Source organism: Myroides sp. LoEW2-1 (assembly GCF_009767705.1).
GTDB classification, from domain to species: Bacteria; Bacteroidota; Bacteroidia; order Flavobacteriales; family Flavobacteriaceae; genus Flavobacterium; species Flavobacterium album_A.
This window is the reverse complement of record NZ_WSPP01000042.1, coordinates 1-22,057: the sequence shown is the minus strand read 5'-3', so window position 1 is coordinate 22,057 and position 22,057 is coordinate 1. Positions and strand designations below refer to the sequence as shown.

Genomic DNA, 22,057 nt, shown 5'->3' with positions numbered 1-22,057 from the left:
TAAAAATTGGTCGATTGTTCTACTTTCTATTTTTTAAGTATAAAGAGTGAGTAGTAGTACAGAGTTTCAAGATACAAAAAAATCAATGTCGATTAGTTATTTAATCGCTTTATACACTTTATTTTAAGGATAGATCTACTTACTGATAACCTTTTCTAATTTCGTTTTTTATTCAATGTGTCAATTAGAGGAATGATGGTGTCAGGTGATGTCTGCTTCACCCAAATAAAGCGTAGTGACAAAAGGAGGAGTGCCTATAGCGACTGGTAGATTCGTGAGGAATATTATTTTGGGGGTAGATTGCTTTCTGTAAAAATTTCACCTTCCTAAAGTAAATCAGGTGTTTGGTATTAAAATTCAATACCTGTGGGATCGCTCTATGCTTATAGAAGCTTTTTTAAGAAAGTAAAGTGAGTAATTCCTCAATGGTATAGGATAAGGTTTAAATTGAAACAGAGAATCTCTTGTGTAAGCAAATTCTTCTTAATAGAAAACGCCTCTATATAGAGGCGTTGATATTTTTGTTATTCTTGTACAGTTGACATTTCTTTTCGCTCTGCGATGAACTCTTTTAATTGCTTACCGTATTTTTGGTTTGCAATATTGCTGTCTAAAGAGTTGTAGATAGTATCTAAGTATTTGATGTTAGCATCATATAGATCAGTTAAAGCTATGAATGGTGCAACGTCAGAGTTTTTGTGGTTAATGGCAAAGTTAATTGCATTTAAGTATTTTCTATTGTTAAGGCGCTTGTCTAAGTTGACTAAACTGTCTAAGGCATGTTGATTGTTTTCTTTACGAGCATTGAACATCTCTACAATCAAGCCATTCTGTTTGTCTATGACAGATCCGCGTACTTTCAAATACTCCTCGTAGATTGGTTGATTGGTTGACCCTGTCACCTTTGCTTGTGCATAGAATTTCTTTAGGTTGGTCTCAATATTAATCTGACCAGGTTCTGCAAAAAATCCCAATTGATTATCTTGAGAAACAGTATGACCTCTATCTAATGTCAAATACAACATTTCAGGGCTTTCAATATCTAAGGCAAATTTAAAATTGGCATTTCCTCCATTTACGATTAATGAGTCAACAGCTACCAAGGTTGTATCTTGCATCTGGTATAGATAAAGCTTTCCTTGATTCAATCCCTCTACATTTCCTGTAATAACTGTATTCCCTTTAGAAGATGTACCATCATTACAAGAGGCAATTAATAAGCCGCTAACTAATAAAAGTGAGTATACTATTTTTTTCATAATTATTTGAATAGGTCCATTCCTGGAATATTAGGCATACCATCTTTAGCTGCTGCAGCTAATTCGGCGTCATTAACAGCTGTAGCCTTTTCTATGGTACGGTTTAATACCATAATCAAGTAGTCCTCTAACTGCTCTTTGTCATTCATTAATTCATCAGATATAGACAGTGTTCTGATTTGTCTATTGGCAGTCATAGTAACTTCCAATAATCCATCATTGCTTTTTTCATCGATTAATACTGTGTCTAATCTCTTTTTAGTTTCTTCAATTTTTGCTTGGGTTTCTTGTAGCTTACCCATCATTCCCATTAAGTCGCCGAACATATGTTATACATTAAAGTTAGTGAGACAAAAATATTAAAATCTTTTGAAGTTGTATATAGATGTTATAGAATACTTAAAGTAAACGTTAACCTCGTTGGAATTAAGAGTGTTGCGTTTTTAGTTGTTTATCGTACGCTTGTGAAAAAAGAGTGAATAGCCAAAGGGAATAGGTATTCTTTAGACAGAAAAGAACATTTTTATGTACAAATCAACCTGTCTTTTTTTGAGCAAAATGCGTGCAAAGTGCTATGTAACCTGACTTTGAAGATTTGTCCTAAAAATGTATAAGGCATTTTGTTCGGATATTGGTGCGACCAAGTACGGAATTTACTGGGAAAATGGCCTTTTATCCGAACAAACCACCTCTAAAGCCCGAACAAACTACCTATCCACGTAGGAGTAATTCATTGAAATAACAGTTAGCAGGTAGTTATTAATCTATATTAAGTGTCTTTGAGAGATAATGGTTATATTTTTGAAGTATAAACAATAGATAAATACAGCCTATTATGAAAGATGAGTTTCTAAATTTGAATTTGTATAAGAATATACAAGGTAATCGCTTTGAATTAACTGTTGATGGTTATACTGCTTTTATTGATTTTCAAGAAGAAGGCAAAGTGATAAAGTTGATTCACACAGAGAGCCCTGAAGAATTAGCAGGTAGAGGAGTAGCTATGGCATTAGTCGAGAAAACGCTACTTTACATTGAGCAGAATCAATATGAGTTAATTCCTCTGTGTCCTTTAGTGTATAGTTTTATAAAGAAAAACAGCGATTGGAAACGAGTTGTTTCTAAGGAATTTGCGGGATATGATAATTTGTAAGTAAGATATCGGCTTTTTTTTATTTGCCTCCATGTGTTCCTTTGATGATCAAACTTTTTAAGAAAGATCACTTGTTTTCCACTGTATATAAATCCTGTTAAAAAAGGGGGTTTACAGCTTTGTCTTTTGGTGTTTTTTTCATTCCTGTGACGTTATTTGAAGTGACTATTTACAAATAGAAAGCAAAAGAAAAAGCGGTTAGACAACAAACTTTTTTTTGCTGTGATAAAGTGAGGGAAGGGAAAATAAAAAGAGTAACTTACAATAAATTTCATTTGATCAATAGGATAGATAAAGTGAATAAACAATTCTGTCAATTAGATTTCCCATTTATTCTGACTTAGATTCAATCAAAGGAAGTTAGGGATACAGGAAGTTACCTAAATCTGATAGGCAGTGAGTTTGTCATCGCATGAGGTAAAAAAGAGAACATAGAATGAAGTAAATAAAGAATACAAATTATAAGATTGCTAAAAAATTAAATATAACTATGAAAATATTAGCCTTTGCAGGAAGTACATCAAGTACCTCGATCAATAAGCAATTAGTTGAATTTACCTGTTCTCTACTTCCAGTAGGGGAAGTTGAAGTAATAGATTTGAATGATTACGCTGTACCAACATTTTCTGTAGATGAAGAAAAAAGAGAGTTTCCTGAAGGAGCTATTCGCTTTTTGGAAAAAATAAAAGGGGCGGATGCAATTATTTGCTCTATGTCAGAACACAACCGAAATTGGACTGCTGCTTTTAAGAGTTTGTTTGATTGGAGTTCGCGTAAGGAGTTAAAAGTGTTTCAAGACAAACCGATGTTTGTGATGTCAACCTCTCCAGGAGGCTATGGTGGTCAGAACTCGCTCAATATAGCTAAAACTGTTTTTCCTTCTTTTGGAGGAGATATCAGAGAGACATTTGCCCTACCCAAATTCTATGAGAATTTTGATGTAGTTAATGGTGTGATAAACGCGGAACTGAAAACAGAATTAATCGACAAAGTAACTAAGTTTACTTCAGAGTTATAGCGAATTTTGACCATTTGAAATGGAGAGCTAAAGGGGAATCTTTGGCTCTCCATTTTTTGTAAAAGACAGTATTCAAAAAGCGATTATATGAAATTATATACTATATTTAGAACTGAATATTAAGTGAGTTTTAGTGCGTTATTACAATGGAAGATTTTGTCAATAATCAGGTGGAAGTGAGTAGTATTCCTACCGTAGAAGAAGTGGTGTTTGTTGGTTTAGATAAGCAATATTTTAAAATTGTGTTGTTCTGGGCTATCATTCGTTTGCTGTTGTGTTTTGTCATTGGATTGAGTGTTTTTTTCTTCAGTGATCTTGTCGAAACGGCTTTGCCAATAGAAAAGAATAAATATGTTTTATCCCTGTTTATTATTTGTATAGGAATATGCAATGTAATCTTGAGTGTACTCGCTTTTAAACAGAAAGGATATGCTGTAAGAAAGTATGATATCATCTATCAAACAGGACTTATAAATAAAAAGCAGATCGTCATCCCCTTTAATAGGGTGCAACATATAGAGGTGTACGAAGGTGCTATTGCAAGAATATATGGTTTGTGTGAATTAGAGTTTTTTACAGCTGGAGGACAAATGGGGGATTTGAGTATTCCTGGGCTTAAACTACAAGATGCAGAGCGAATTAAAGCTTATGTCATCACCAAAGTACAGCCTTTGGCGGTAACGGAAGATAGCTTAAATACGGAGGAGAATGAGTAAAATAATAGACTTTTACCAAGTACATCGACAAGATCCTATCGGTATCATTGTCAACTTTCTCAATGGTTTTCAAAAATTAGCTCGGGCTTTTTTGCCTATTTTATTGATACTTTTCGTTCGCATAAGTCGTTCGGATTATAGCATTTCTATGAGTTTGGTTTATGGCGTTATTTTGGCAATTGTCGTCTTATCGGTATTTGCTTATTTGAATTATCGCTATTTTACTTTTTACATTGATAGAGAAACCGACTCTTTCGTGATTTCAAAAGGAATCATCAATAAGAGTAAAACGATGATTCAACTGAGTAAAATTCAACAAGTAAATATCAATCAGTCGTTTTTAAATAAAATACTGGAAGTCTATGCCATTGAAATAGACTCTGCAGGTAGTAGCGCTAAGGAAGGTGTCATACCAGCAGTGTCTTTAGAAGTTGGACAGCAGCTTAAAGAAACGCTTTTAGCATATAAGCAATCTGTTGAAATACAAGGTGAAACTGATATAGAAAAGCAGATTCAACAAGAGGAAGAGCAGTTGAAGCAGATTAGTTTTTCTACTTTGTTTAAAGTAGGTGCGACATCAAATTATCTGTATACCATTGGAGCGTTTATTGTATTTATGAATACCCTTTTCTATGAAGGATCTCGAATCTATAAAGGCATTTATCAAGAAGATCCTCTGAATTATATCGAAGGTAAGGAGATTGTTCTAATAGAAATTATAGGGTATTTTGCTGTTTTTTTATTGGCAGTGCTACTCGTGAATCTGATACGAACCATTATTCGTTATTACAATTATCAGATTGTATTGAAGAATGGCAGTTTGTTTTTGTCTTATGGACTACTTCACACCAAGAGTACAATTATCAAACCTTCAAGGGTACAGATTGTAAAAGCAACAAGGAACTATTTTCAAAAGCTTTGGCAGATTACTAATTTTAAAGTCTATCAAGTTGCTGGGAGTGATGCTAAGAATAAGAAAACGGCTTTGGAAATTCCCGGTTGCTCAAATGAGGAAATGAAAGACTTGTTCTACATGTTCTACAATAAGGAGTTTACAACAGAGGGAGCGACGTTAAAGCACAATTATCGCTATTTTGGATTTAGATTTTTTTTCTTGGTTGTACTTCCCTTGTGTGTGGGTTACTTACTGATGCATAGGGAATTTGACATAAAATGGGTTGTAAGTTCAATGGTTGTGTACTTCGTTTTTTCCACTTTTTTGATTTGGAGATACTATCGAAATGGAGCTTTAATTGTGTCAGATGATTTTATTTGTATCCGTTCAGGGGCGTGGGATATCACCCATACTATAGTTCAGGTACACAAGATTCAGAAGATAGTCGTTTCTCAGCTTTGGTGGCAAGCGGATTATAATGTTGGTAGTTTAACCATTTACACAGCTGGAGGAAAGATTGGGTTTAGTACTTCAAAGTACAGAGAGCTTTGTCGTCTTCGAGATCAGTGGCTCTGTGAAGTGGAGTACCAAAACAAGGCTTGGATGTAGTGACAAGAGGAAATAGGTACTGCTGTGGTCATGGAGTATCAGCAAGGTGTTGAGAGACATAATAAAGAAATATAATAAAATGAAATTAAACAAAGTAATAGGTTATTTGAATGCGCTATTGAGTATGTCGTTAGGCCTTTTATTTTTTATAGGATTAATCTACGATAGTGGTAGTTGGTTGTTAAATACACTTGTTGGAGTAGTTAGTATTGCGATTGGCTTTGTGTTTTACAAGAGGACAAGGGCGATGAAAGTATTAAAGGGCGACCAATTTGTTTCTTTCATTCGCTATGATATTTTGTCTTCAAGTTTAGCACTCTTTGTTGTGTCATTGCTATTTGCTATGGCTTTTTATAGAGTATTTGTGGAGAATTATGCGGTATTTGGTTGATATATAGTGCTTTATTTTTGTGGGTAATTCATTTAAAAGGCGTTAATCTATTTTTTGCTATTAAAACCTTACTTTTGTGTTTTAACAATAGTAATAATGAATAAAGATATAAGAAAAGCTCCTTTAGCAGCTATTAAGCCGCACGAAATTACAGCACATAATCACACGCGAATTGATAATTACTTCTGGCTAAATGACAGAGAAGATCAGGAAGTTATAGATTATTTGAATGCAGAAAACGCATATTACGAAGCGGAAACTGCACATACGAAGGCTTTTCAGAAGGACTTGTTTGAAGAAATGAAAAGCAGAATAAAAGAAGATGATTCATCAGTGCCTTATTTCTACAATGGTTATTACTATATCACTCGTTTTGAAAAAGGAAAAGATTACCCTATATACTCAAGAAAATTAGGGAGTTTAGAGGCTGATGAGGAAATAATGTTTGACTGTAATGAAATGGCTGAAGGCCATTCCTATTTCCATTTGAGAGGAATTAATGTAACAGAAGATAATCAATGGGCAGCTTTTGCCGTAGATACAGTTTCACGTAGAGAATACGTGTTGCACATTAAAAATTTGACTACAGGGGAGATTCTTCCTTTATCTATCGAAAAAACGACAGGAAGTTCGACTTGGGCATCAGATAATAAAACACTGTTTTACTCTCGTAAAGATGAGGTGACACTTCGCGCGGATAAGATTTTTAAACACAAATTAGGTACGGCTGCAACAGAAGATGTATTGGTGTATTATGAAGAAGATGAAACATTTGATACCCATATTTACAAAGAGAAATCTCGCAAGTATTTAGTGATAGGCAATGACAGTACTTTAACAAGTGAATGTCGCATCCTTGAGGCAGATAATCCCGATGGAGAATTTAGAATCTTTCAAACAAGAGAAAGAGAAGTAGAGTACACGATCTCTCATTATGGTGAGTATTTTTATATCATGACTAACTTGGATGATGCAGATAACTTTAAGTTGATGAAATGTCCGACAGATAAAACTACTTTCGAACACTGGGAAGAAGTTATAGCACATCGAGAAGACGTATTGTTAGAGGGGGTCGATATTTTTAGGGATTACCTTGTTATTTCGGAGCGATCAAACGGATTACCTCATTTGTGTATTATGCCTTGGAACGCCCCAGAGAATGCGTATTATTTGCCATTTGAGAGTGAAACTTATAATGCTTATACAGGTATTAATGTTGACTTTGATACAGAAATACTTCGATATGGTTATCAATCGCTAAAAACACCTTCTTCGATTGTTGATTTTAATATGCGTACTCAGGAGAAAACAGTGCGAAAAGAACAAGAGGTAATCGGAGATTTTGACAAAGAGAATTACATAGAAGAAAGAATATGGGCTACTGCTAAAGATGGAGTGCAAGTGCCAATGTCCTTGATTTACAAAAAAGATTTACAGAAAGATGGAAATAACCCTTTCTTGTTATACGCTTACGGATCGTATGGATATTCGATGGAACCTTACTTTTCGACAACTCGATTGAGCTTACTTGACAGGGGATTTGTCTATGCAATTGCTCATGTAAGAGGAGGTGAGGATATGGGACGTCAATGGTATGAAGACGGAAAGTTATTGACAAAATGGAATACGTTTGACGATTTTATAGCTTGTTCTGAGCACGTAATCGCTCAAGGTTATACTTCACCTAAGCACTTGTATGCTGAAGGAGGTTCAGCTGGCGGTATGTTAATGGGAGTAATCGTGAATAAGCGTCCTGATTTATACAACGGAGTTATCGCTCAAGTTCCTTTTGTAGATGTGATGACTACGATGTTGGATGATACAATTCCATTGACAACGGGAGAGTACGATGAATGGGGGAATCCAAACGAAAAAGAGTATTACGATTATATGTTGTCCTATTCGCCAATAGACAATGTCGTTGCTCAACAATATCCCAATATGTATATCTCTACAGGCTTACACGATTCTCAAGTTCAGTACTGGGAGCCAGCTAAATGGGTGGCAAAACTGCGCGTGACAAAGACCGATCATAATCAGCTGTACTTAGATACGAATATGGATGCTGGTCACGGAGGAGCATCTGGGCGATTTGAGTCTTTAAAAGAGGTGGCTAAAGAGTTCGCTTTTATGTTAGATTTAGAAGGAATTAACGCTTAGTTAATTTCCTTTTTAGTAAATTTGTTAGAATAGTAAAATTGACAAATGTTTTCACTAAAAACAGGTTGTCATTATAATTAAATAGTTATGAAAGAAGATATTCAAGCTTTTGATAATGTATTGTCTTTTATTGGAAATACACCTTTAGTTAAACTACCAAAAGTAACGGAAGGCTTAGCAGGAAATTTCTATGGAAAAGTAGAAGCATTTAATGCAGGGCATTCTGCAAAAGATAGAATTGCCTTATATATTATTGAAGCTGCTGAGAAAAAAGGACTTTTAAAACCAGGAAGTACAATCGTAGAAACAACCTCAGGTAATACTGGATTTAGTATTGCTATGGTAAGTGCTATTAAGGGATATAAATGTGTATTATCAGTAAGTGATAAATCTTCTGCGGACAAAATTGACATGCTTCGTGCAATGGGAGCTACAGTTTATGTTTGTCCTGCAAATGTACCAGCTGATGATCCTCGTTCATACTATGAGGTTGCTAAAAGTGTACAAAAGGAATTGCCTAATTCAATTTATATTAATCAGTATTTCAATGAGTTAAATACAGAAGCACACTATATGTCAACAGGACCTGAGATTTGGGAACAGACAGGAGGTAAGATTACCCACTTCGTATGTTGTTCTGGAACAGGTGGAACAATCTCTGGGACAGCAAGGTTTTTAAAAGAGAAAAACCCAAATATCAAAGTTCTCGGAGTTGATGCTTATGGTTCGGTGTTGAAAAAATATCATGAAACGGGAGAATTAGATCCAAATGAAATTGCTCCCTACAAGATAGAAGGATTAGGAAAAAACCTAATCCCTACAGCAACGGATTTCTCTGTTATAGATAAGTTTATGAAAGTAACTGATAAGGACGCTGCACAAGCTGCACGTGAATTGGCTCGAACTGAAGGACTCTTTATGGGATATACTTCAGGAGCTGTATTACAAGCGACAAGACAATATGCTGCACAAGGTGAGTTTGATAAGGATAGTGTTGTTGTGATGCTATTTCCAGATCACGGATCACGTTATATGAGTAAAATTTACAGTGATACTTGGATGGAACAACAAGGTTTCTTAGATGGAGAACCTAAGAATGAAATCAATTATGTGAAGTAATAAAATACGCACACATTATATTTTAAAGAAAAAGCATCAATCTTCGGATTAGGTGCTTTTTTGTTTTTTTTAAGATTTATTTTATCGTTAAATTTGATTTTTGTTAGATATTTTATTGTAAAATTATGAGAAAAATTGTTTTATTGTTAATGGGGTCAGTTTGTTTGTTTTTCTCAAGCTGTAAAAAGCAAAAGACTGTAGACGATTTAGCATCAATCAAAGTAGATATAGGTGAAAATGAATTTGGTTATACTTCGACTAACCCAATTATGATCGGTGGTGCTAAAGATAGTATCGGCCCAGAGAGTGAACGTATATATTTGAAAGAGCTAGTCGATTTAGATGGTAATCCAATTGTATATAATAGAGTAGGAAGTTGCTGTCCTTTTGCTACGGAGAATGGAAGGTATGGGAGGGGATTGCTGGATGTTTATAAAGTTTATGTAGAGGGCAAGAAAGATACAATTGAGCTGTATATGAATATGTATGAAAGAGATACTATAAAGGCTCCTAAGGGATTTAAGTTTAAATATGAGATGGATTTTTAAGTTCTAATTGAATAATTATATAGTTAAAGGACAATTCTACTTCATATCTCTTTCATGAGTTCTAAAACCATACTATAGTGTGCTTTACTCACTAATTCAGAGCTATTTTGTATAATTATTTTTCGTTTATATGTCTATCGCATAATCTGGGTTAAAGATGGCGCTTATCAGTACAATAATGTTTATCTTTTTTGAAGATTATTATTGGTATATGTATTAGTAAACGCATTTTATTTCTTCATCCTTAATAAGTTTTTTTTGTGTTATGTTGTTGTATGATAGTTATTTATTTAATAAATAATAGGGTAGTCGAGAACTGTATGGTTGTAATTAAAAGCTATTTCAAAAAAGAAGTAGCGTTTACTTTTTGTCTTTAGGAAGATTAAAGATAATAGCAATGATAAAGAAACCAATTCCAGTAATAGTAGGAGGTAACATATCGACTTTAAGTCCTAAAAAAATAAGGTAACCTCCTAAGATAGCAAGTAATAGAGATAGTGATATTTTAAGCATGATTATAGTTTTTTTTGATTGGTATAAGATTATAACTCAAATATAAAGAATATTGCCTAATAAAAGAATCACACGGAGTTTAATCTAATTGTTTTCTAATATGTTGTTCTTGAGTAGTTTGGAGTTTTCTATTAGTCTTTTTCCTTCCGGATTGATATTTAGAACTATGACTCTCTTTTGAATATCTTCGTATTTATCTGTGACTTTTTTTAAGGCTTCTAATGCAGACATATCCACGATACGCGATTCTTTAAAATCGATAGTAATGATCTGAGTGTCTTTATCTGGTGTAAATTTCTCAATGAAAGTGGTTGTGCTACCAAAGAATAAAGGACCATATATGGCATAGACTTTATTGCCGTTCTTATCAAATGATTTTCGCGCGCGAATGCGTATAGCATTATCCCAAGCAAATACTAATGCAGAGACGATAACTCCTATTAATACAGCTAAGGCAAGATTGTGTGTTGTGATGATAATGGCAGTTACCAAGAATAGAACAAAAATATCTGCTTTTGGCATACGGGTAACTAATTGAAAGGAAACCCATTTAAAGGTAGTGATAGATACCATAATCATTACCCCTACAAGTGCGGCTAAGGGAATTTGTTCAATAATAGGTGCCCCTACAAGTATGACTAACAAAATAGTGATAGATCCGACTATAGCTGCAATTCGGCTTTTGGCTCCTGCATCTAAGTTGACGAGTGTCTGTGCAATCATCGCACAACCTCCCATTCCTCCAAAAAAACCATTTGTCATATTAGCTATTCCTTGCGCAATAGCTTCTTTATTTGTGTTTCCTTTTGTGTTTGTTATTTCATCGACAATGCTTAAAGTTAACAGTGATTCGATCAGTCCCACACCAGCCATAACAAGCGAAAAAGGCAGTATAATCTGTAGTGTCTCTAAGGTAAAGGGGATACTCGGAATGTGAAAACTTGGCAAAGCTCCACTGATGTGAGCGATATCCATTACTTTTCTCGTATCTATTTGAAAGAAAAATACGATAGCTGTAATGACTACTATAGCTACAAGAGTTGCAGGTATCGTTTTGGTTAGTTTAGGCATTAGCGTGACTATTATTAGGGTCACTACGGTCAAACCTATCATCAAGTAAAGCGGACTTCCTGTAAGCCAAGTGTCATTTACTTTAAATTGTGCAATCTGAGCAAAGAATATTACGACTGCAAGACCATTTAAAAAACCATACATAACAGGCTGAGGGATAAAACGCACAAATCGTCCAAGCTTGAAAAGACCTGCACTTATTTGTATTATTCCTGCCAGAACAACGGCAGCAAATAAGTATTCTACACCATAAAGAGCGACAAGAGAAATCATTACAATAATAGTAGCTCCAGCTCCTCCAGAAACCATTCCAGGTCGACCACCAAAAATAGCTGTGATTATCCCCATAAGAAAGGCAGCGTATAAACCTGTCAAGGGATGTAAACCTGCGAGAATTGCAAATGACAGTGATTCTGGAATCATAGTCATCGCTACTGTTAAACCAGCTAATAATTCGTTCTGAACCTTAATGTCAGCTTTTTTATACCCAAGAATGTTCGGTAGCATATCGTGAAAGTTTATACGATGCAAAAGTAGTAGATTATAGGGGTTTCGGTGAGTATCAATTGAAAAATGTGTCTTTGTTTACTTTTTTTTATTTTTTATGCTGTTAACTATTTGTAGTTGAGAATCCTATCTGTATATTGGAAAAGATTTTTTAAACAAGTGTTAACTAAAATAACTATGGGTATGTACTTCAGATTACGATTCAATTCAGTTGCTTATTTTGTGTGTTTTGTTATTGCATTTTTGTTTATTGGCAAGACAAACCTTTTTGCCCAAGAGAAATGGGTAATAGACAAACACGAGGCTGCAGTAGGTATAGGAGGAGGTGTAGGATTTCTGTTTGGCAGTGTTCCTCAAAATTTTGATCGAAAAGTTAAAGCGGAGTTTGGAGTAGATTTTCGATATGATTATTACTTAAATCGTTATTGGACACTGGGTATAGGAACAAAAATAGGTAAGAATAATATTGCTTATGATGCTAAAGGTATTGCGCAAAATGGCTATATCGATGATAGTAAATTGAACATATTTAAGTACAAAGGGGAGTCTTATGTTGAGGAATGGGAGTTTACTAATGTGAGTATTCCAATCAGTATTCAATATATCATTCCAGGTAAAGTAGATGTGTCTATTCGTACGGGTTTCGCATATTCTTTCGCTGCTAATAGTAAAGTTGATATTCAATGGAGAAACGTCAGTACTTCCCTTGAAATGCAAGAGTATTATATAGAATTAAATGACCCTTCTTTTATGGGGTTAGGTGATTTTTCCAGATTGCAAAAATCAAAGAATGTAAAGTTAGCTAATCGCCTTTCATGGACTATTGAAGTAGGAATTAAAAGAGAATTTGCATTTCGACAAAGCTTGTATCTCGGACTCTATGCTGATGTTGGATTGAATAATCAAGCTTCTAAATTTAAGGAAAAGGGAGCAATGCTAATTGAGTATACTGATAATGAAGATCAGCCTTTGCACCTTAATTCTCTGGTAGAAGCCTTGGGTAAGAAAGTGAATTACAATACTGCTTCATTCGGATTGAAGGCTATGTATTCTTTTAAGTGGTAAAGTTTAAAAGATAAATGTGCTAATATTTTGTAACAAAACTTAATAAATTGCTACTTATAGAGTACAATCAAAAGTGTTATTATGAAATTAGTAATTAAAAACTTAAGTAAAACTTACAAAAATGGTGTAAGAGCATTAGATAATTTGGACTTAGAAATTGGTGCAGGGATGTTTGGTTTATTAGGTCCTAATGGTGCTGGAAAATCTTCTTTAATGCGAACCATAGCAACGTTGCAAAAGCCTGATACTGGAAGTATTTATTTTGGTGATATCAATGTGTTAGAACAACAAAATGAGTTTAGGAAATTATTGGGGTATTTGCCACAAGATTTTGGGGTTTATCCCAATATGTCAGCATTAGATTTACTTCATTATTTTGCTCGCTTGAAAGGGGTGTCAAATACATCACAACGCAAAGAAATTGTAGATAAAGTACTTGAGGTTACTAATTTGTTTGAGGTGAGAAATAAAAGTGTAAGTGGATATTCTGGAGGAATGAAACAGCGCTTTGGTATCGCTCAATTGTTGTTGAATGACCCTAAGTTAATTATCGTAGATGAACCTACAGCGGGTCTTGATCCAGCAGAAAGACATAGGTTTTTAAATGTGCTAAGAGAGATTGGTACAAATAATACGGTTATCTTCTCTACTCACATTGTTGATGACGTCAATGAGCTTTGCCACGAGATGTCTATATTAAATGGTGGTAGATTACTTGAGCGTAATACGCCGCGTGTAGCTGAACAAAAATTAGAAGGCTTAATCTGGAATAAAGAGGTTAGTCGAGAGGAAGCTATTGTTTATAATGAGCAGTTGAATATCTTATCGAGTAAGTACAATCAGGACAACAGAATAAATATACGTGTATATTCAACTGAGTCTTTGCAAACAGAAGGATTTGTGCAAGTAAAGCCAAATTTAGAAGATGTGTATTTTGTAGCACTTAAAAAGGATTAAGCTTATGTTTGGAACTATTTATTCATTTGAGCTTAAACGATGGTTTAAGAGTTGGGTTTTCTACGTATATGCTGTGTTGTTTTTCGTATTGTCTTTTTTTGTAATGGCAAGTAGCATAGGTGTGTTTGATGAAGTAAAAGCGACAACAGCATCACTGTTAAAGATGAATTCACCACTTATGGTTAACAACATAATAGAGTCGTTTAATTCACTGTTGTACTTTTTGTTTCCCTCTATAATAGGAGCTTCTATTTATAGAGATTACAAGTATAATGTACACAATATTCTGTATTCTTATTCTTTTTCAAAGTTTGACTATTTAGCAGGGAAGTTCTTAAGCGCCTTTACGGTTACCTTAAGTATTTCTTTTTTGATTGGTTTAGGTGTCTTTTTAGCGACTTTATCACCAATGGCTAATTCAGACTTGCTCGGGCCTAATCTGTTTTGGAACTATATGCAAGTATATTTGTATAGTATCATTCCAAATATGTTCTTGATGGGAAGTATTGTCTTTGTATTAGTTACGCTTTCGCGCAATGTATACATTGGCTTTGTGTTTATATTAGTTATCATGGTGTTCAAGGGCTTTGTCAATGCGCTTGCAGGAGAGGAAGAATATCGTGTAGTAGCTTCTCTGTTAGATCCTTCAGGTCAGCAAGCAATCAGCTATTATACGCAATATTGGACTATATATGATATAAACAACAATAGTTTACCATTAGAACAGTGGTTTATCTATAATCGTTTGATCTGGATTAGTATATCATTGTTGTTTTTATTGTTCTTGGGAATTGTATTTCAATTTTCTCAGTTTGGTTTTACGCTTTCGTTTGCCAAAAAGGAGAAAGGAGAAAGAGTGACAAAGAATAATTTCGGAGGTTTGTACCTAATCAATTTACCTAAAGTAACGTATAATTTCTCGTTTGTTCAACAATTGAAGAACGTCTTTTCGTTTGCGAAGTTAGATTATGTTCATTTGGTAAAGAATAATGTATTCCTGATTTTAGTAGGAGTAGGGTTATTGTTTATGATGTCTGTTGCATCGGTTTTATCTATGATGTACGGAACGGAGACTTATCCAGTAACAAGGCAAATGCTTGAAGTACCTGGGTCTACATTTCAGTTTTTTATTTTAATCAATACTTTTTTAGGGGCGGGAATTTTAGTTCATAGAGGTATCTTATCGCGAATGAATCTTTTAATAGATTCAACTTCAACTCCTAACTGGGTGTTTTTTGCATCAAAGTTTATCGCCTTAATATTCATGCAGTTTACGCTGTTGATGGTTATTTTGTTTGCCGGTGTTGCAATACAAGCTTATAAGGGGTATTATAATTTTGAGATTGGACTGTATTTTAAAGACTTATTAGGTTTCCAGTGGATAGAATTTATTATATGGGCATTGATGAGTATTGCATTTCAAAGTGCTTTTAGAAACTATATTGTAGGTTTCTTTGCTCTTTTGACGATGAGTATAGGTTGGAATTATATCAGCAAATTGGGTATTGAACAGCTTATCTTTTACTTTAATGATTTACCTACTCCAAGGTATTCAGATATGGATGGTTATGGTGTAGGTGTTGGTAAGTTTTATATTTATGCACTTTATTGGTTGTTATTTGTGTGTTTTATTAGTGGATTAACCTTGCTGTTTTGGAGAAGAGGTGGTTTTGCTGGAGTCAAAGAACGCTTTGCGATTGCAAAAGACAGAGCAACAAGCATCATCGTAATCCCAACAGCTATTTTTCTTGTTGCATTTCTTGCCTTAGGTAGTTATTTATACTACGAGAATAAGGTATTGAATGTTTATAGGTCTGCTAAAGATATAGAGCTTCTGACAGTTGATATTGAAAAGAAATATAAGAAGTATGAACAATTAGCCCAGCCGAGAATAGTAGATGTTAAGGTTGACATGGATATTTATCCTGCTTCAAGGGACTTTAAAGCACAAGGAAAATACATCCTAAAGAACAAGACAACGCAGGCTATAGATACGCTATTGATAAACTGTCTTACTGATTATAAGAATCTAATTAGTATTGATGGTGCTGATTTAGTTACTATTGATAGTATCAGTGGGTATCAGTTATATAAAATGCGAGAAAGTCTTAAGCCAGGCGATGCTGTTAATATGCACTTTGTAGTTGAGAATAAACCCAATACGTTAATTCGTTCTAATTCACCTGTTTTAGAAAATGGTACTTTTATAAATAATGGTCATTTTCCTCAAATCGGGTATCAACGTCAGCGTGAACTTTCGGACAATAATGTGCGCCAAAAGTATGATTTACCAGAGAGAGAACGTTTGGCTGATCAAACGGATCCTAATGCTTTAGCTAATACCTATATATCGAGTGATTCAGATTGGATAACTTTTGAGACAACTGTAAGTACTTCTTCTGATCAGATTGCAATCGCTCCAGGTTATTTAGAAAAGCAATGGGTTGACAAGGATAGAAACTACTTCCATTATAAGATGGATCAGAAAATGTTGAATTTCTATGCTTATAATTCGGCTAAATATGAAGTGAAAAGAGAGAAATGGAATGATGTAAATATTGAAATTTACTATCATAAAGGGCATGACTATAATATAGATAGAATGATTAAGGGAGTAAAAAAATCTTTAGATTATTACACTGAGAATTTTAGTCCATATCAGCATAAACAAGTGCGTATCATTGAATTTCCTTTGACTATGGGAGCATTTGCACAGTCTTTTGCAAATACAATTCCATTCTCGGAAACAATTGGCTTTATAGCAAAAGTAGATGAATCAAATAACGATGCAGTAGATTATCCTTTTTCAGTTACTTCACATGAAGTAGCTCATCAGTGGTGGGCTCATCAGGTCATTGGGGCCAATGTAAAAGGGGCTACGATGTTATCTGAAAGCTTATCAGAGTATAGCTCCTTAAAAGTTTTAGAGCAAGAATACGGCAAAGGGCAGATGCGAAAGTTCCTGAAGGTAGCTTTAGATTCTTATTTGATGAGTAGAAAAAACGAGTCTAAAAAGGAATTTCCTTTAATGTATAATGAGAATCAACAGTATATTCACTATAACAAAGGTTCTGTAGTATTTTATACGATGAGTGATTATTTAGGAGATAAAGTGTTTAATGATGTTCTTAAACAGTATATTAAGAAAGTAGCCTTTCAAGAAGCTCCTTATACTGTAGCAAAGGAATTAGTTGATGATATTTATTTAGCAACTCCTGATTCTCTAAAGTATATGGTGAAAGATATGTTTGAGACAATTACTTTGTATGACAATTATATAGAAAAGGCTGAGGTAAAGCAACTTGAGAATGGTCAGTATGAAGTTAAGTTTAGAGCAATTGTCAGTAAGTACCGCTCTAACGATGAAGGTGAGAAGATTTACGATGAAGATGGTCCACCTAAAATCTTCTATCAAGATAGTAATGGGGAAGTTAAGGAATCTATCCGTTTAAGAGATTATGTTGAAGTAGGTGTTTTTGCGATTGACAATAAAGTTGTGGAGTCAAAAGGTGATGCAGAGAAAGTACTTTATCTACAGAAGGTTAAGATAAGGGCCATAGAGAATGACTTTACAATTATAGTAGATGAGAAGCCAAGTGAAGTGGGGATTGATCCTTATTATAAGTTGATTGATACTCAGACGTATGACAATCGTTATAAGTTGAAATAAATGGTTTTATAATTTGATTTTGAAAAGCTATACAGATTCTGTATAGCTTTTTTTTCGACATTTAAGACATAAAAAAAAGAGATTGCACATTGTACAATCTCTTTTTTTATAACTCTTAGAAAGTTGATTATCTTCTTCTTTCTTTGATTTTTGCTTTTTTACCAGTAAGTTCTCTGAAGTAGAAGATACGAGCTCTACGAACTTTACCTCTTTGGTTCACTTCGATTTTCTCTAAAGCTGGCATGTTTACAGGGAAGATACGCTCAACACCTACGTTACCTGACATTTTACGGATTGTAAAAGTTTCAGTAGCACCATGTCCTCTTCTTTGAATAACTACTCCTTTAAAGAACTGAGTTCTTTTTTTGTCACCCTCTTTAATTTCGTAGTAAACTGTGATAGTATCTCCAGCGTTGAATTCTGGAAAGTCTTTTTTTGCGATTAATTCGTCTTGAACGAATTTCATTAAATCTGCCATTGTAAAAAATGTATAATAGTTATTGTTCAGAGCAACATACACGGACCTCGCCAGAGGTTGATCTAAATCGAGTGCAAATATATAAAATAAAATAGAAAAACTGATGAATTATTTTTAAATTGTAATTCGCTGCTAATCTATTTGTTAGATGTCTTAATTGTCTGTTTTTACAAGTTGATACAAAATGTAATTGTCATGGGTGATTGAAATGATTGTTACCTTACTTCAATTACTATTTCTTGTGCTAAACGCGTTTTAGGATTTTGACTTGGTTGGTTAGCATCTTCACTATCTCTATGTCCAATTGCAACAGCAAAAGTACTTTTGTAAATGCCGTCTTGGTTGATAATTTTGTCAAATTCACCAGTGTCAATTCCCTCCATTGGTGTTGCATCAATACCCATTGATCCACAAGCTGCAAGAAAGAAACCTAATGAGATGTATACTTGATTCTTCAACCAAGCTGTAACTTCTTCTTCTGATTTAGGTTTTAAAAAGTTGTTGTAATACATCTTCGAACCTTCAGCAGCATTTGCTAAGCGTAGTTTTTCGTAGTTTTCTTTTGTACTGAGTACATTGAAAACAATCAGATGACTTGCATCTTTTATCTTTTGCTCATTAAAAGCAGACTTCGTGGCAAGTAAATCTTTTAGCTCAGGACTTTGTACAATTGTAAATTTCCAAGGTTGACTGTTAATCGATGAGGGACTAAGTTGTAAAATTTGTTTTAGTTGTTCTAATTGATCTGTAGTAACAGACTTAGTCGCATCGTATTTTTTGGTAGTGTATCTGCTTTTAGCAATCTCTAAAAAACTCATTTTATAAGGTTATGTTATACAATTCTAATTGTCCAAATTTACGAATTAAGAATGGGATACCCATAAGGTAAAGCTGCCGGATTAGTGCAGTTGTGTTTTAAATCATGAAGAATTTCACATTTATGATGTTTAAGTTTTGCATGGATGCGGTTATGAAATATTGATTTTAAAATGTTAGTTGTTGTAAATTATTTAAGATATGTGTTATATCTCAGACTTGTAACCAATGATAACTGAGGAGCTTTATTTATAGTCTATTTTAAATTTGAAGTAAAGTGTTTATTTATAGCAGTGTAAGCTATATGTTTTCTTTTTCGCACTTGTTTTTTAAAGCTATCCGTTTCAAAAGTTGTACTACAACGAAGAACGTAACTATAATAGTTTGCCTTTTTTTTGTTTTTGACTTCAAAATGTTCAAAATGGAAAAAACCATCTATATGTTTTACAAGTCTATAACGTTTACGTTTTAAAGTACGAAGTTCTTGTAATTCTGTATCTGGGTGTTTTATAGGTAAATTGTATACTTTTTTAAGTTGATTAAGGTATAAGGCTGTTTTGGTACTAGAATCTTCTTCTAATAGTCTTAAAGTTCTTTTACTTCTTCTTTTTATTGTTGATATAATTTTTCTGTAATATTTAGATAGATTTGGAGACTTAATACATACATTATATCCTCTAAATTCAAATCCTAAATAAGTTAAATGTGAAGGTACAAGTTTAATAGAGTTATCAATATTCTTTATTTTAAAACATTCAAGACGAGTGTCTTTAGTCTTGTTAAAGATTACTTTTTTGAATAGAAATTTTTCTGTTTTTTCTTCGCTAATTCGAATGTGATAACTTTTAATTAAGTTAAGTACAGATTCCTCAATTTGCTTTTCTTGACTTGGATTACAGATAATAAGAATATCGTCAGAGTATCGTCTATAGAACCCTCCTTGTTGTTTTACAATAGTATTTATAATTGTTAAATCAAATTCATATAAGTAGAGATTAGCAAGAGTTGCACTAATAGGAAGACCTTGTGGTATTCCCATTTGTACTTTTTTGCCATTGTTAAGTTCTCTATAAAAGTGATTCTTAAAAACAGGTAGTTTACCTTCTTTTATATGATTTCTAAAATCTTCATTGTCATAGAAGAAAGAGCGGTAACCTTTCTTTTTACGTATGTCTGCAAGCTTAGATTCGTCAAAACCTCTTTTTCTACCGCCTTTTCTAGTTTTAGTTAATCGTAAGTCATCAAGTAATACATAACTAAAGTTAGTACAAGATTTAAAGACATTATAATGGTCGTCTGGTAGTTTTGGTTCATTTAATAGCCAAGCCCATTTTTCTTTAAGATACTTGTGATCTAATGTTGAAAAGAAACTTTTTAGGTCAAAAGCTAATACCATTACTTCTTCTGATTCAATCGCTCTTTGTTTAATCTCGTCAAAACACTCTTTAGCAAAGTGAATGTTACTTTTACCACTAGAACTATCTTTATTAATTAAGATTTTTCTATAAGCAGTAACTGCTTGATTGAGTAAAGGTTCTTCTTCAAGTTTAGTAATGTATGCTTGATTTAATAGATAAGCATAGTAACTATAGACTAATGAATCAAAGTGACTGGCATAATGTAAAGGGCGAACTTTAGCATTACGTATTGGTTCTTTAGTTTCTATGTCATAATGCGTATGACTTCTATCATCAGTAGTGTGCTTTTTACTATTTCCTTTTTTATATTTTCTATCACTAATATTGGTATGTATCAGTGGGTAAAAGGCATACTTACTAATGAACTGGGGATTTTGAATTATTTGTACAATTCGTTTAAAATCTTTACCTATTTGTAAAGATGGAGATAAGTGAAGATAGCCTTTTTCTTTAAGCCAAATAGGTTTTTCCATATTAATCAAAAAATAACTGCGAGTAAACAATAACGTCTTTTATATTACATACACCTTAAGGTTGGATTAGTACCCAGTAACTGAGTCATTGGACTGACGATTATCTTTGTATCAAAATTAATTAATAGTTTATTAACCCCTAAATTAATAGTTATGGAATTTATATTATCAACTGTATTTACATTAGATACAAATAGTTTATTAGAAGCAATATCATTTATAATATCTTCTCTACTCTCCTGGTTGTTTAATGACAACTGTAGAGGTCGAGAAATAAATATTAAGAAAGATTTGGATCTTAATAAATTTATGATTCCTTTACCTCTATAATCTCTTTATTATAAAGTAGACAAAATGTCTTTAATCCACACAACGGTAATATGACTTTTACTCGCAGTCCATACAAATATAGGTATATTTGTGTACTATTAACTGAAAAATAAGAATATATGGCATTAAAAATAGGGGATGTTGTTTTTTATAAAACACATCCATATACTACAAATGATCAAGAAATTAAAATAGCAATGTATGCTGATTATACTGCTCCTATAATGGTGGTAAATAAGAAAGGTGAAGGAGAAAAATTTAATACTAAAACTGGTAGAAAAGCAAAAGAGTTTGTTGAATGTATTTATTACAATTCGAGAGATGGAAAGTATGTGTCAAAAAGGATGAATTCAGAAGAGTTGATAAAATGTGGAAATTCTTATGTGAAATCAGAAGAAAGACGCTCCTTTTTGAAAGAGTTAGGTTCTGAATATACTACTGTTGAGGAAGTAAGAAAAGATATTGAAGAAAAGTATATTTATAAGCAGGTTGTATTGAAATCAGTTGATTTAGAACTATTCAAACATAAAATAAATAGAACAAAAGAGAATGGTGATTTGGTAGAAACAAATCATTTAGAGTTTTTACCTCCCATAATGACTGTTATTGGATGTAAATTTATTGATGAGAAAGATAAATTTTGTAGCCATACAGGTGAGCCTGCAATTGAGTTAAAATGTAAGTGGTATAACTCTCAGAGTAAAACTTTTTCTGAGGAATCATTTAGAATAGAAAATTTGTATTTGATAGACTTAAAAATAGAAGGAATTACAAATGATTTGTTGAGTGAATATAAAGAACAGATTGAAAGTAACTCATTTAACTTAATTGAGTTAAAAAAACCTTTAGTTTTAGAGGGGACTGATGGATTATCAGTGAAGTATTCTCTAT

18 protein-coding genes and 1 pseudogene are annotated in these 22,057 nt (G+C 33.4%); 12 read left to right on the top strand and 7 right to left on the bottom strand.

The window, feature by feature from the left end; all coding sequences use genetic code 11:
* Positions 1 to 524 precede the first annotated feature (524 nt).
* On the bottom strand, positions 525 to 1,259 hold the full coding sequence (locus tag GOQ24_RS03420) for a DUF4369 domain-containing protein (protein ID WP_160339110.1): 735 nt from the start codon (positions 1,257 to 1,259) through the stop codon (positions 525 to 527).
* Between the two features lie 2 nt (positions 1,260 to 1,261).
* Positions 1,262 to 1,585 carry a YbaB/EbfC family nucleoid-associated protein gene (locus GOQ24_RS03415; protein WP_155091777.1) on the bottom strand — a complete coding sequence of 108 codons (324 nt, stop codon included), beginning with the start codon at positions 1,583 to 1,585 and terminating at the stop codon, positions 1,262 to 1,264.
* Between the two features lie 509 nt (positions 1,586 to 2,094).
* Here GOQ24_RS03415 and GOQ24_RS03410 point away from each other — a divergent pair.
* The 8 genes from GOQ24_RS03410 to GOQ24_RS03375 all read left to right on the top strand — a co-directional run bounded on the left by GOQ24_RS03410 (position 2,095) and on the right by GOQ24_RS03375 (position 9,868).
* A complete protein-coding gene (locus GOQ24_RS03410) occupies positions 2,095 to 2,412 on the top strand; it encodes a GNAT family N-acetyltransferase (protein WP_160339109.1) in 318 nt (105 codons plus the stop codon).
* Between the two features lie 490 nt (positions 2,413 to 2,902).
* The gene (locus GOQ24_RS03405) at positions 2,903 to 3,430 is read left to right on the top strand and encodes an NADPH-dependent FMN reductase (protein WP_155091775.1); all 528 of its coding nucleotides are present in this window, start codon (positions 2,903 to 2,905) and stop codon (positions 3,428 to 3,430) included.
* Between the two features lie 146 nt (positions 3,431 to 3,576).
* Positions 3,577 to 4,146: a PH domain-containing protein gene (locus GOQ24_RS03400; RefSeq protein ID WP_160339108.1), complete on the top strand. Its 570-nt coding sequence runs from the start codon at positions 3,577 to 3,579 to the stop codon at positions 4,144 to 4,146.
* Positions 4,139 to 5,650, top strand: a complete 1,512-nt coding sequence (locus GOQ24_RS03395) for a PH domain-containing protein (RefSeq protein WP_155091773.1) — start codon at positions 4,139 to 4,141, stop codon at positions 5,648 to 5,650. The genes GOQ24_RS03400 and GOQ24_RS03395 overlap by 8 nt, the downstream gene beginning before the upstream one ends.
* 79 nt (positions 5,651 to 5,729) lie before the next feature.
* Complete coding sequence (locus GOQ24_RS03390; RefSeq protein WP_155091772.1) at positions 5,730 to 6,041, top strand: hypothetical protein; 312 nt, start codon at positions 5,730 to 5,732, stop codon at positions 6,039 to 6,041.
* Between the two features lie 96 nt (positions 6,042 to 6,137).
* Positions 6,138 to 8,201, top strand: coding sequence for a S9 family peptidase (locus tag GOQ24_RS03385; RefSeq protein ID WP_160339107.1), 2,064 nt, complete (start codon positions 6,138 to 6,140; stop codon positions 8,199 to 8,201).
* Between the two features lie 87 nt (positions 8,202 to 8,288).
* The gene (locus tag GOQ24_RS03380) at positions 8,289 to 9,320 is read left to right on the top strand and encodes a PLP-dependent cysteine synthase family protein (RefSeq protein ID WP_155091770.1); all 1,032 of its coding nucleotides are present in this window, start codon (positions 8,289 to 8,291) and stop codon (positions 9,318 to 9,320) included.
* 125 nt (positions 9,321 to 9,445) lie between these two features.
* Positions 9,446 to 9,868, top strand: coding sequence for a hypothetical protein (locus GOQ24_RS03375; protein WP_160339106.1), 423 nt, complete (start codon positions 9,446 to 9,448; stop codon positions 9,866 to 9,868).
* A gap of 360 nt (positions 9,869 to 10,228) precedes the next feature.
* Here the strand turns inward: GOQ24_RS03375 and GOQ24_RS16435 are convergent, their stop codons facing one another.
* A complete protein-coding gene (locus tag GOQ24_RS16435) occupies positions 10,229 to 10,381 on the bottom strand; it encodes a hypothetical protein (RefSeq protein WP_166520719.1) in 153 nt (50 codons plus the stop codon).
* Positions 10,382 to 10,465: 84 nt separating this feature from the next.
* Complete coding sequence (locus GOQ24_RS03370; RefSeq protein ID WP_160339105.1) at positions 10,466 to 11,959, bottom strand: SulP family inorganic anion transporter; 1,494 nt, start codon at positions 11,957 to 11,959, stop codon at positions 10,466 to 10,468.
* A gap of 183 nt (positions 11,960 to 12,142) precedes the next feature.
* Here GOQ24_RS03370 and GOQ24_RS03365 point away from each other — a divergent pair, with 183 nt between their 5' ends.
* From GOQ24_RS03365 to GOQ24_RS03355, 3 genes are all read left to right on the top strand, one after another.
* A complete protein-coding gene (locus GOQ24_RS03365) occupies positions 12,143 to 13,024 on the top strand; it encodes an outer membrane beta-barrel protein (protein WP_160339104.1) in 882 nt (293 codons plus the stop codon).
* An 81-nt stretch (positions 13,025 to 13,105) separates the two neighbouring features.
* Positions 13,106 to 13,981 carry an ABC transporter ATP-binding protein gene (locus tag GOQ24_RS03360; protein WP_160339103.1) on the top strand — a complete coding sequence of 292 codons (876 nt, stop codon included), beginning with the start codon at positions 13,106 to 13,108 and terminating at the stop codon, positions 13,979 to 13,981.
* A 4-nt stretch (positions 13,982 to 13,985) separates the two neighbouring features.
* On the top strand, positions 13,986 to 17,651 hold the full coding sequence (locus GOQ24_RS03355) for an ABC transporter permease/M1 family aminopeptidase (protein WP_160339102.1): 3,666 nt from the start codon (positions 13,986 to 13,988) through the stop codon (positions 17,649 to 17,651).
* 127 nt (positions 17,652 to 17,778) lie between these two features.
* On the opposite strand, the gene rplS is transcribed toward GOQ24_RS03355, so the two are convergent.
* From rplS to GOQ24_RS03340, 3 genes are all read right to left on the bottom strand, one after another.
* Positions 17,779 to 18,129: a 50S ribosomal protein L19 gene (gene rplS, locus GOQ24_RS03350; RefSeq protein ID WP_155091763.1), complete on the bottom strand. Its 351-nt coding sequence runs from the start codon at positions 18,127 to 18,129 to the stop codon at positions 17,779 to 17,781.
* 215 nt (positions 18,130 to 18,344) lie between these two features.
* The gene (locus GOQ24_RS03345) at positions 18,345 to 18,947 is read right to left on the bottom strand and encodes a nitroreductase family protein (protein ID WP_155091762.1); all 603 of its coding nucleotides are present in this window, start codon (positions 18,945 to 18,947) and stop codon (positions 18,345 to 18,347) included.
* Between the two features lie 254 nt (positions 18,948 to 19,201).
* Positions 19,202 to 20,836: a reverse transcriptase domain-containing protein gene (locus GOQ24_RS03340; protein ID WP_160339101.1), complete on the bottom strand. Its 1,635-nt coding sequence runs from the start codon at positions 20,834 to 20,836 to the stop codon at positions 19,202 to 19,204.
* 449 nt (positions 20,837 to 21,285) lie between these two features.
* On the opposite strand from GOQ24_RS03340, the pseudogene GOQ24_RS03335 reads away from it, so the two are divergent.
* Positions 21,286 to 22,057 (top strand): annotated as a pseudogene (locus GOQ24_RS03335) (hypothetical protein); the annotation flags it as partial.

Bases quoted from the DNA above. Each gene is read 5' to 3' on its own strand.
- GOQ24_RS16435 (WP_166520719.1), bottom strand. From the start codon at position 10,381: ATGCTTAAAATATCACTATCTCTATTACTTGCTATCTTAGGAGGTTAC.
- GOQ24_RS03385 (WP_160339107.1), top strand. From the start codon at position 6,138: ATGAATAAAGATATAAGAAAAGCTCCTTTAGCAGCTATTAAGCCGCAC.
- GOQ24_RS03395 (WP_155091773.1), top strand. From the start codon at position 4,139: ATGAGTAAAATAATAGACTTTTACCAAGTACATCGACAAGATCCTATC.
- GOQ24_RS03370 (WP_160339105.1), bottom strand. From the start codon at position 11,959: ATGCTACCGAACATTCTTGGGTATAAAAAAGCTGACATTAAGGTTCAG.
- rplS (WP_155091763.1), bottom strand. From the start codon at position 18,129: ATGGCAGATTTAATGAAATTCGTTCAAGACGAATTAATCGCAAAAAAA.
- GOQ24_RS03340 (WP_160339101.1), bottom strand. From the start codon at position 20,836: ATGGAAAAACCTATTTGGCTTAAAGAAAAAGGCTATCTTCACTTATCT.
- GOQ24_RS03415 (WP_155091777.1), bottom strand. From the start codon at position 1,585: ATGTTCGGCGACTTAATGGGAATGATGGGTAAGCTACAAGAAACCCAA.
- GOQ24_RS03420 (WP_160339110.1), bottom strand. From the start codon at position 1,259: ATGAAAAAAATAGTATACTCACTTTTATTAGTTAGCGGCTTATTAATT.
- GOQ24_RS03380 (WP_155091770.1), top strand. From the start codon at position 8,289: ATGAAAGAAGATATTCAAGCTTTTGATAATGTATTGTCTTTTATTGGA.
- GOQ24_RS03400 (WP_160339108.1), top strand. From the start codon at position 3,577: ATGGAAGATTTTGTCAATAATCAGGTGGAAGTGAGTAGTATTCCTACC.
- GOQ24_RS03405 (WP_155091775.1), top strand. From the start codon at position 2,903: ATGAAAATATTAGCCTTTGCAGGAAGTACATCAAGTACCTCGATCAAT.
- GOQ24_RS03365 (WP_160339104.1), top strand. From the start codon at position 12,143: ATGTACTTCAGATTACGATTCAATTCAGTTGCTTATTTTGTGTGTTTT.
- GOQ24_RS03410 (WP_160339109.1), top strand. From the start codon at position 2,095: ATGAAAGATGAGTTTCTAAATTTGAATTTGTATAAGAATATACAAGGT.
- GOQ24_RS03360 (WP_160339103.1), top strand. From the start codon at position 13,106: ATGAAATTAGTAATTAAAAACTTAAGTAAAACTTACAAAAATGGTGTA.
- GOQ24_RS03375 (WP_160339106.1), top strand. From the start codon at position 9,446: ATGAGAAAAATTGTTTTATTGTTAATGGGGTCAGTTTGTTTGTTTTTC.
- GOQ24_RS03345 (WP_155091762.1), bottom strand. From the start codon at position 18,947: ATGAGTTTTTTAGAGATTGCTAAAAGCAGATACACTACCAAAAAATAC.
- GOQ24_RS03390 (WP_155091772.1), top strand. From the start codon at position 5,730: ATGAAATTAAACAAAGTAATAGGTTATTTGAATGCGCTATTGAGTATG.
- GOQ24_RS03355 (WP_160339102.1), top strand. From the start codon at position 13,986: ATGTTTGGAACTATTTATTCATTTGAGCTTAAACGATGGTTTAAGAGT.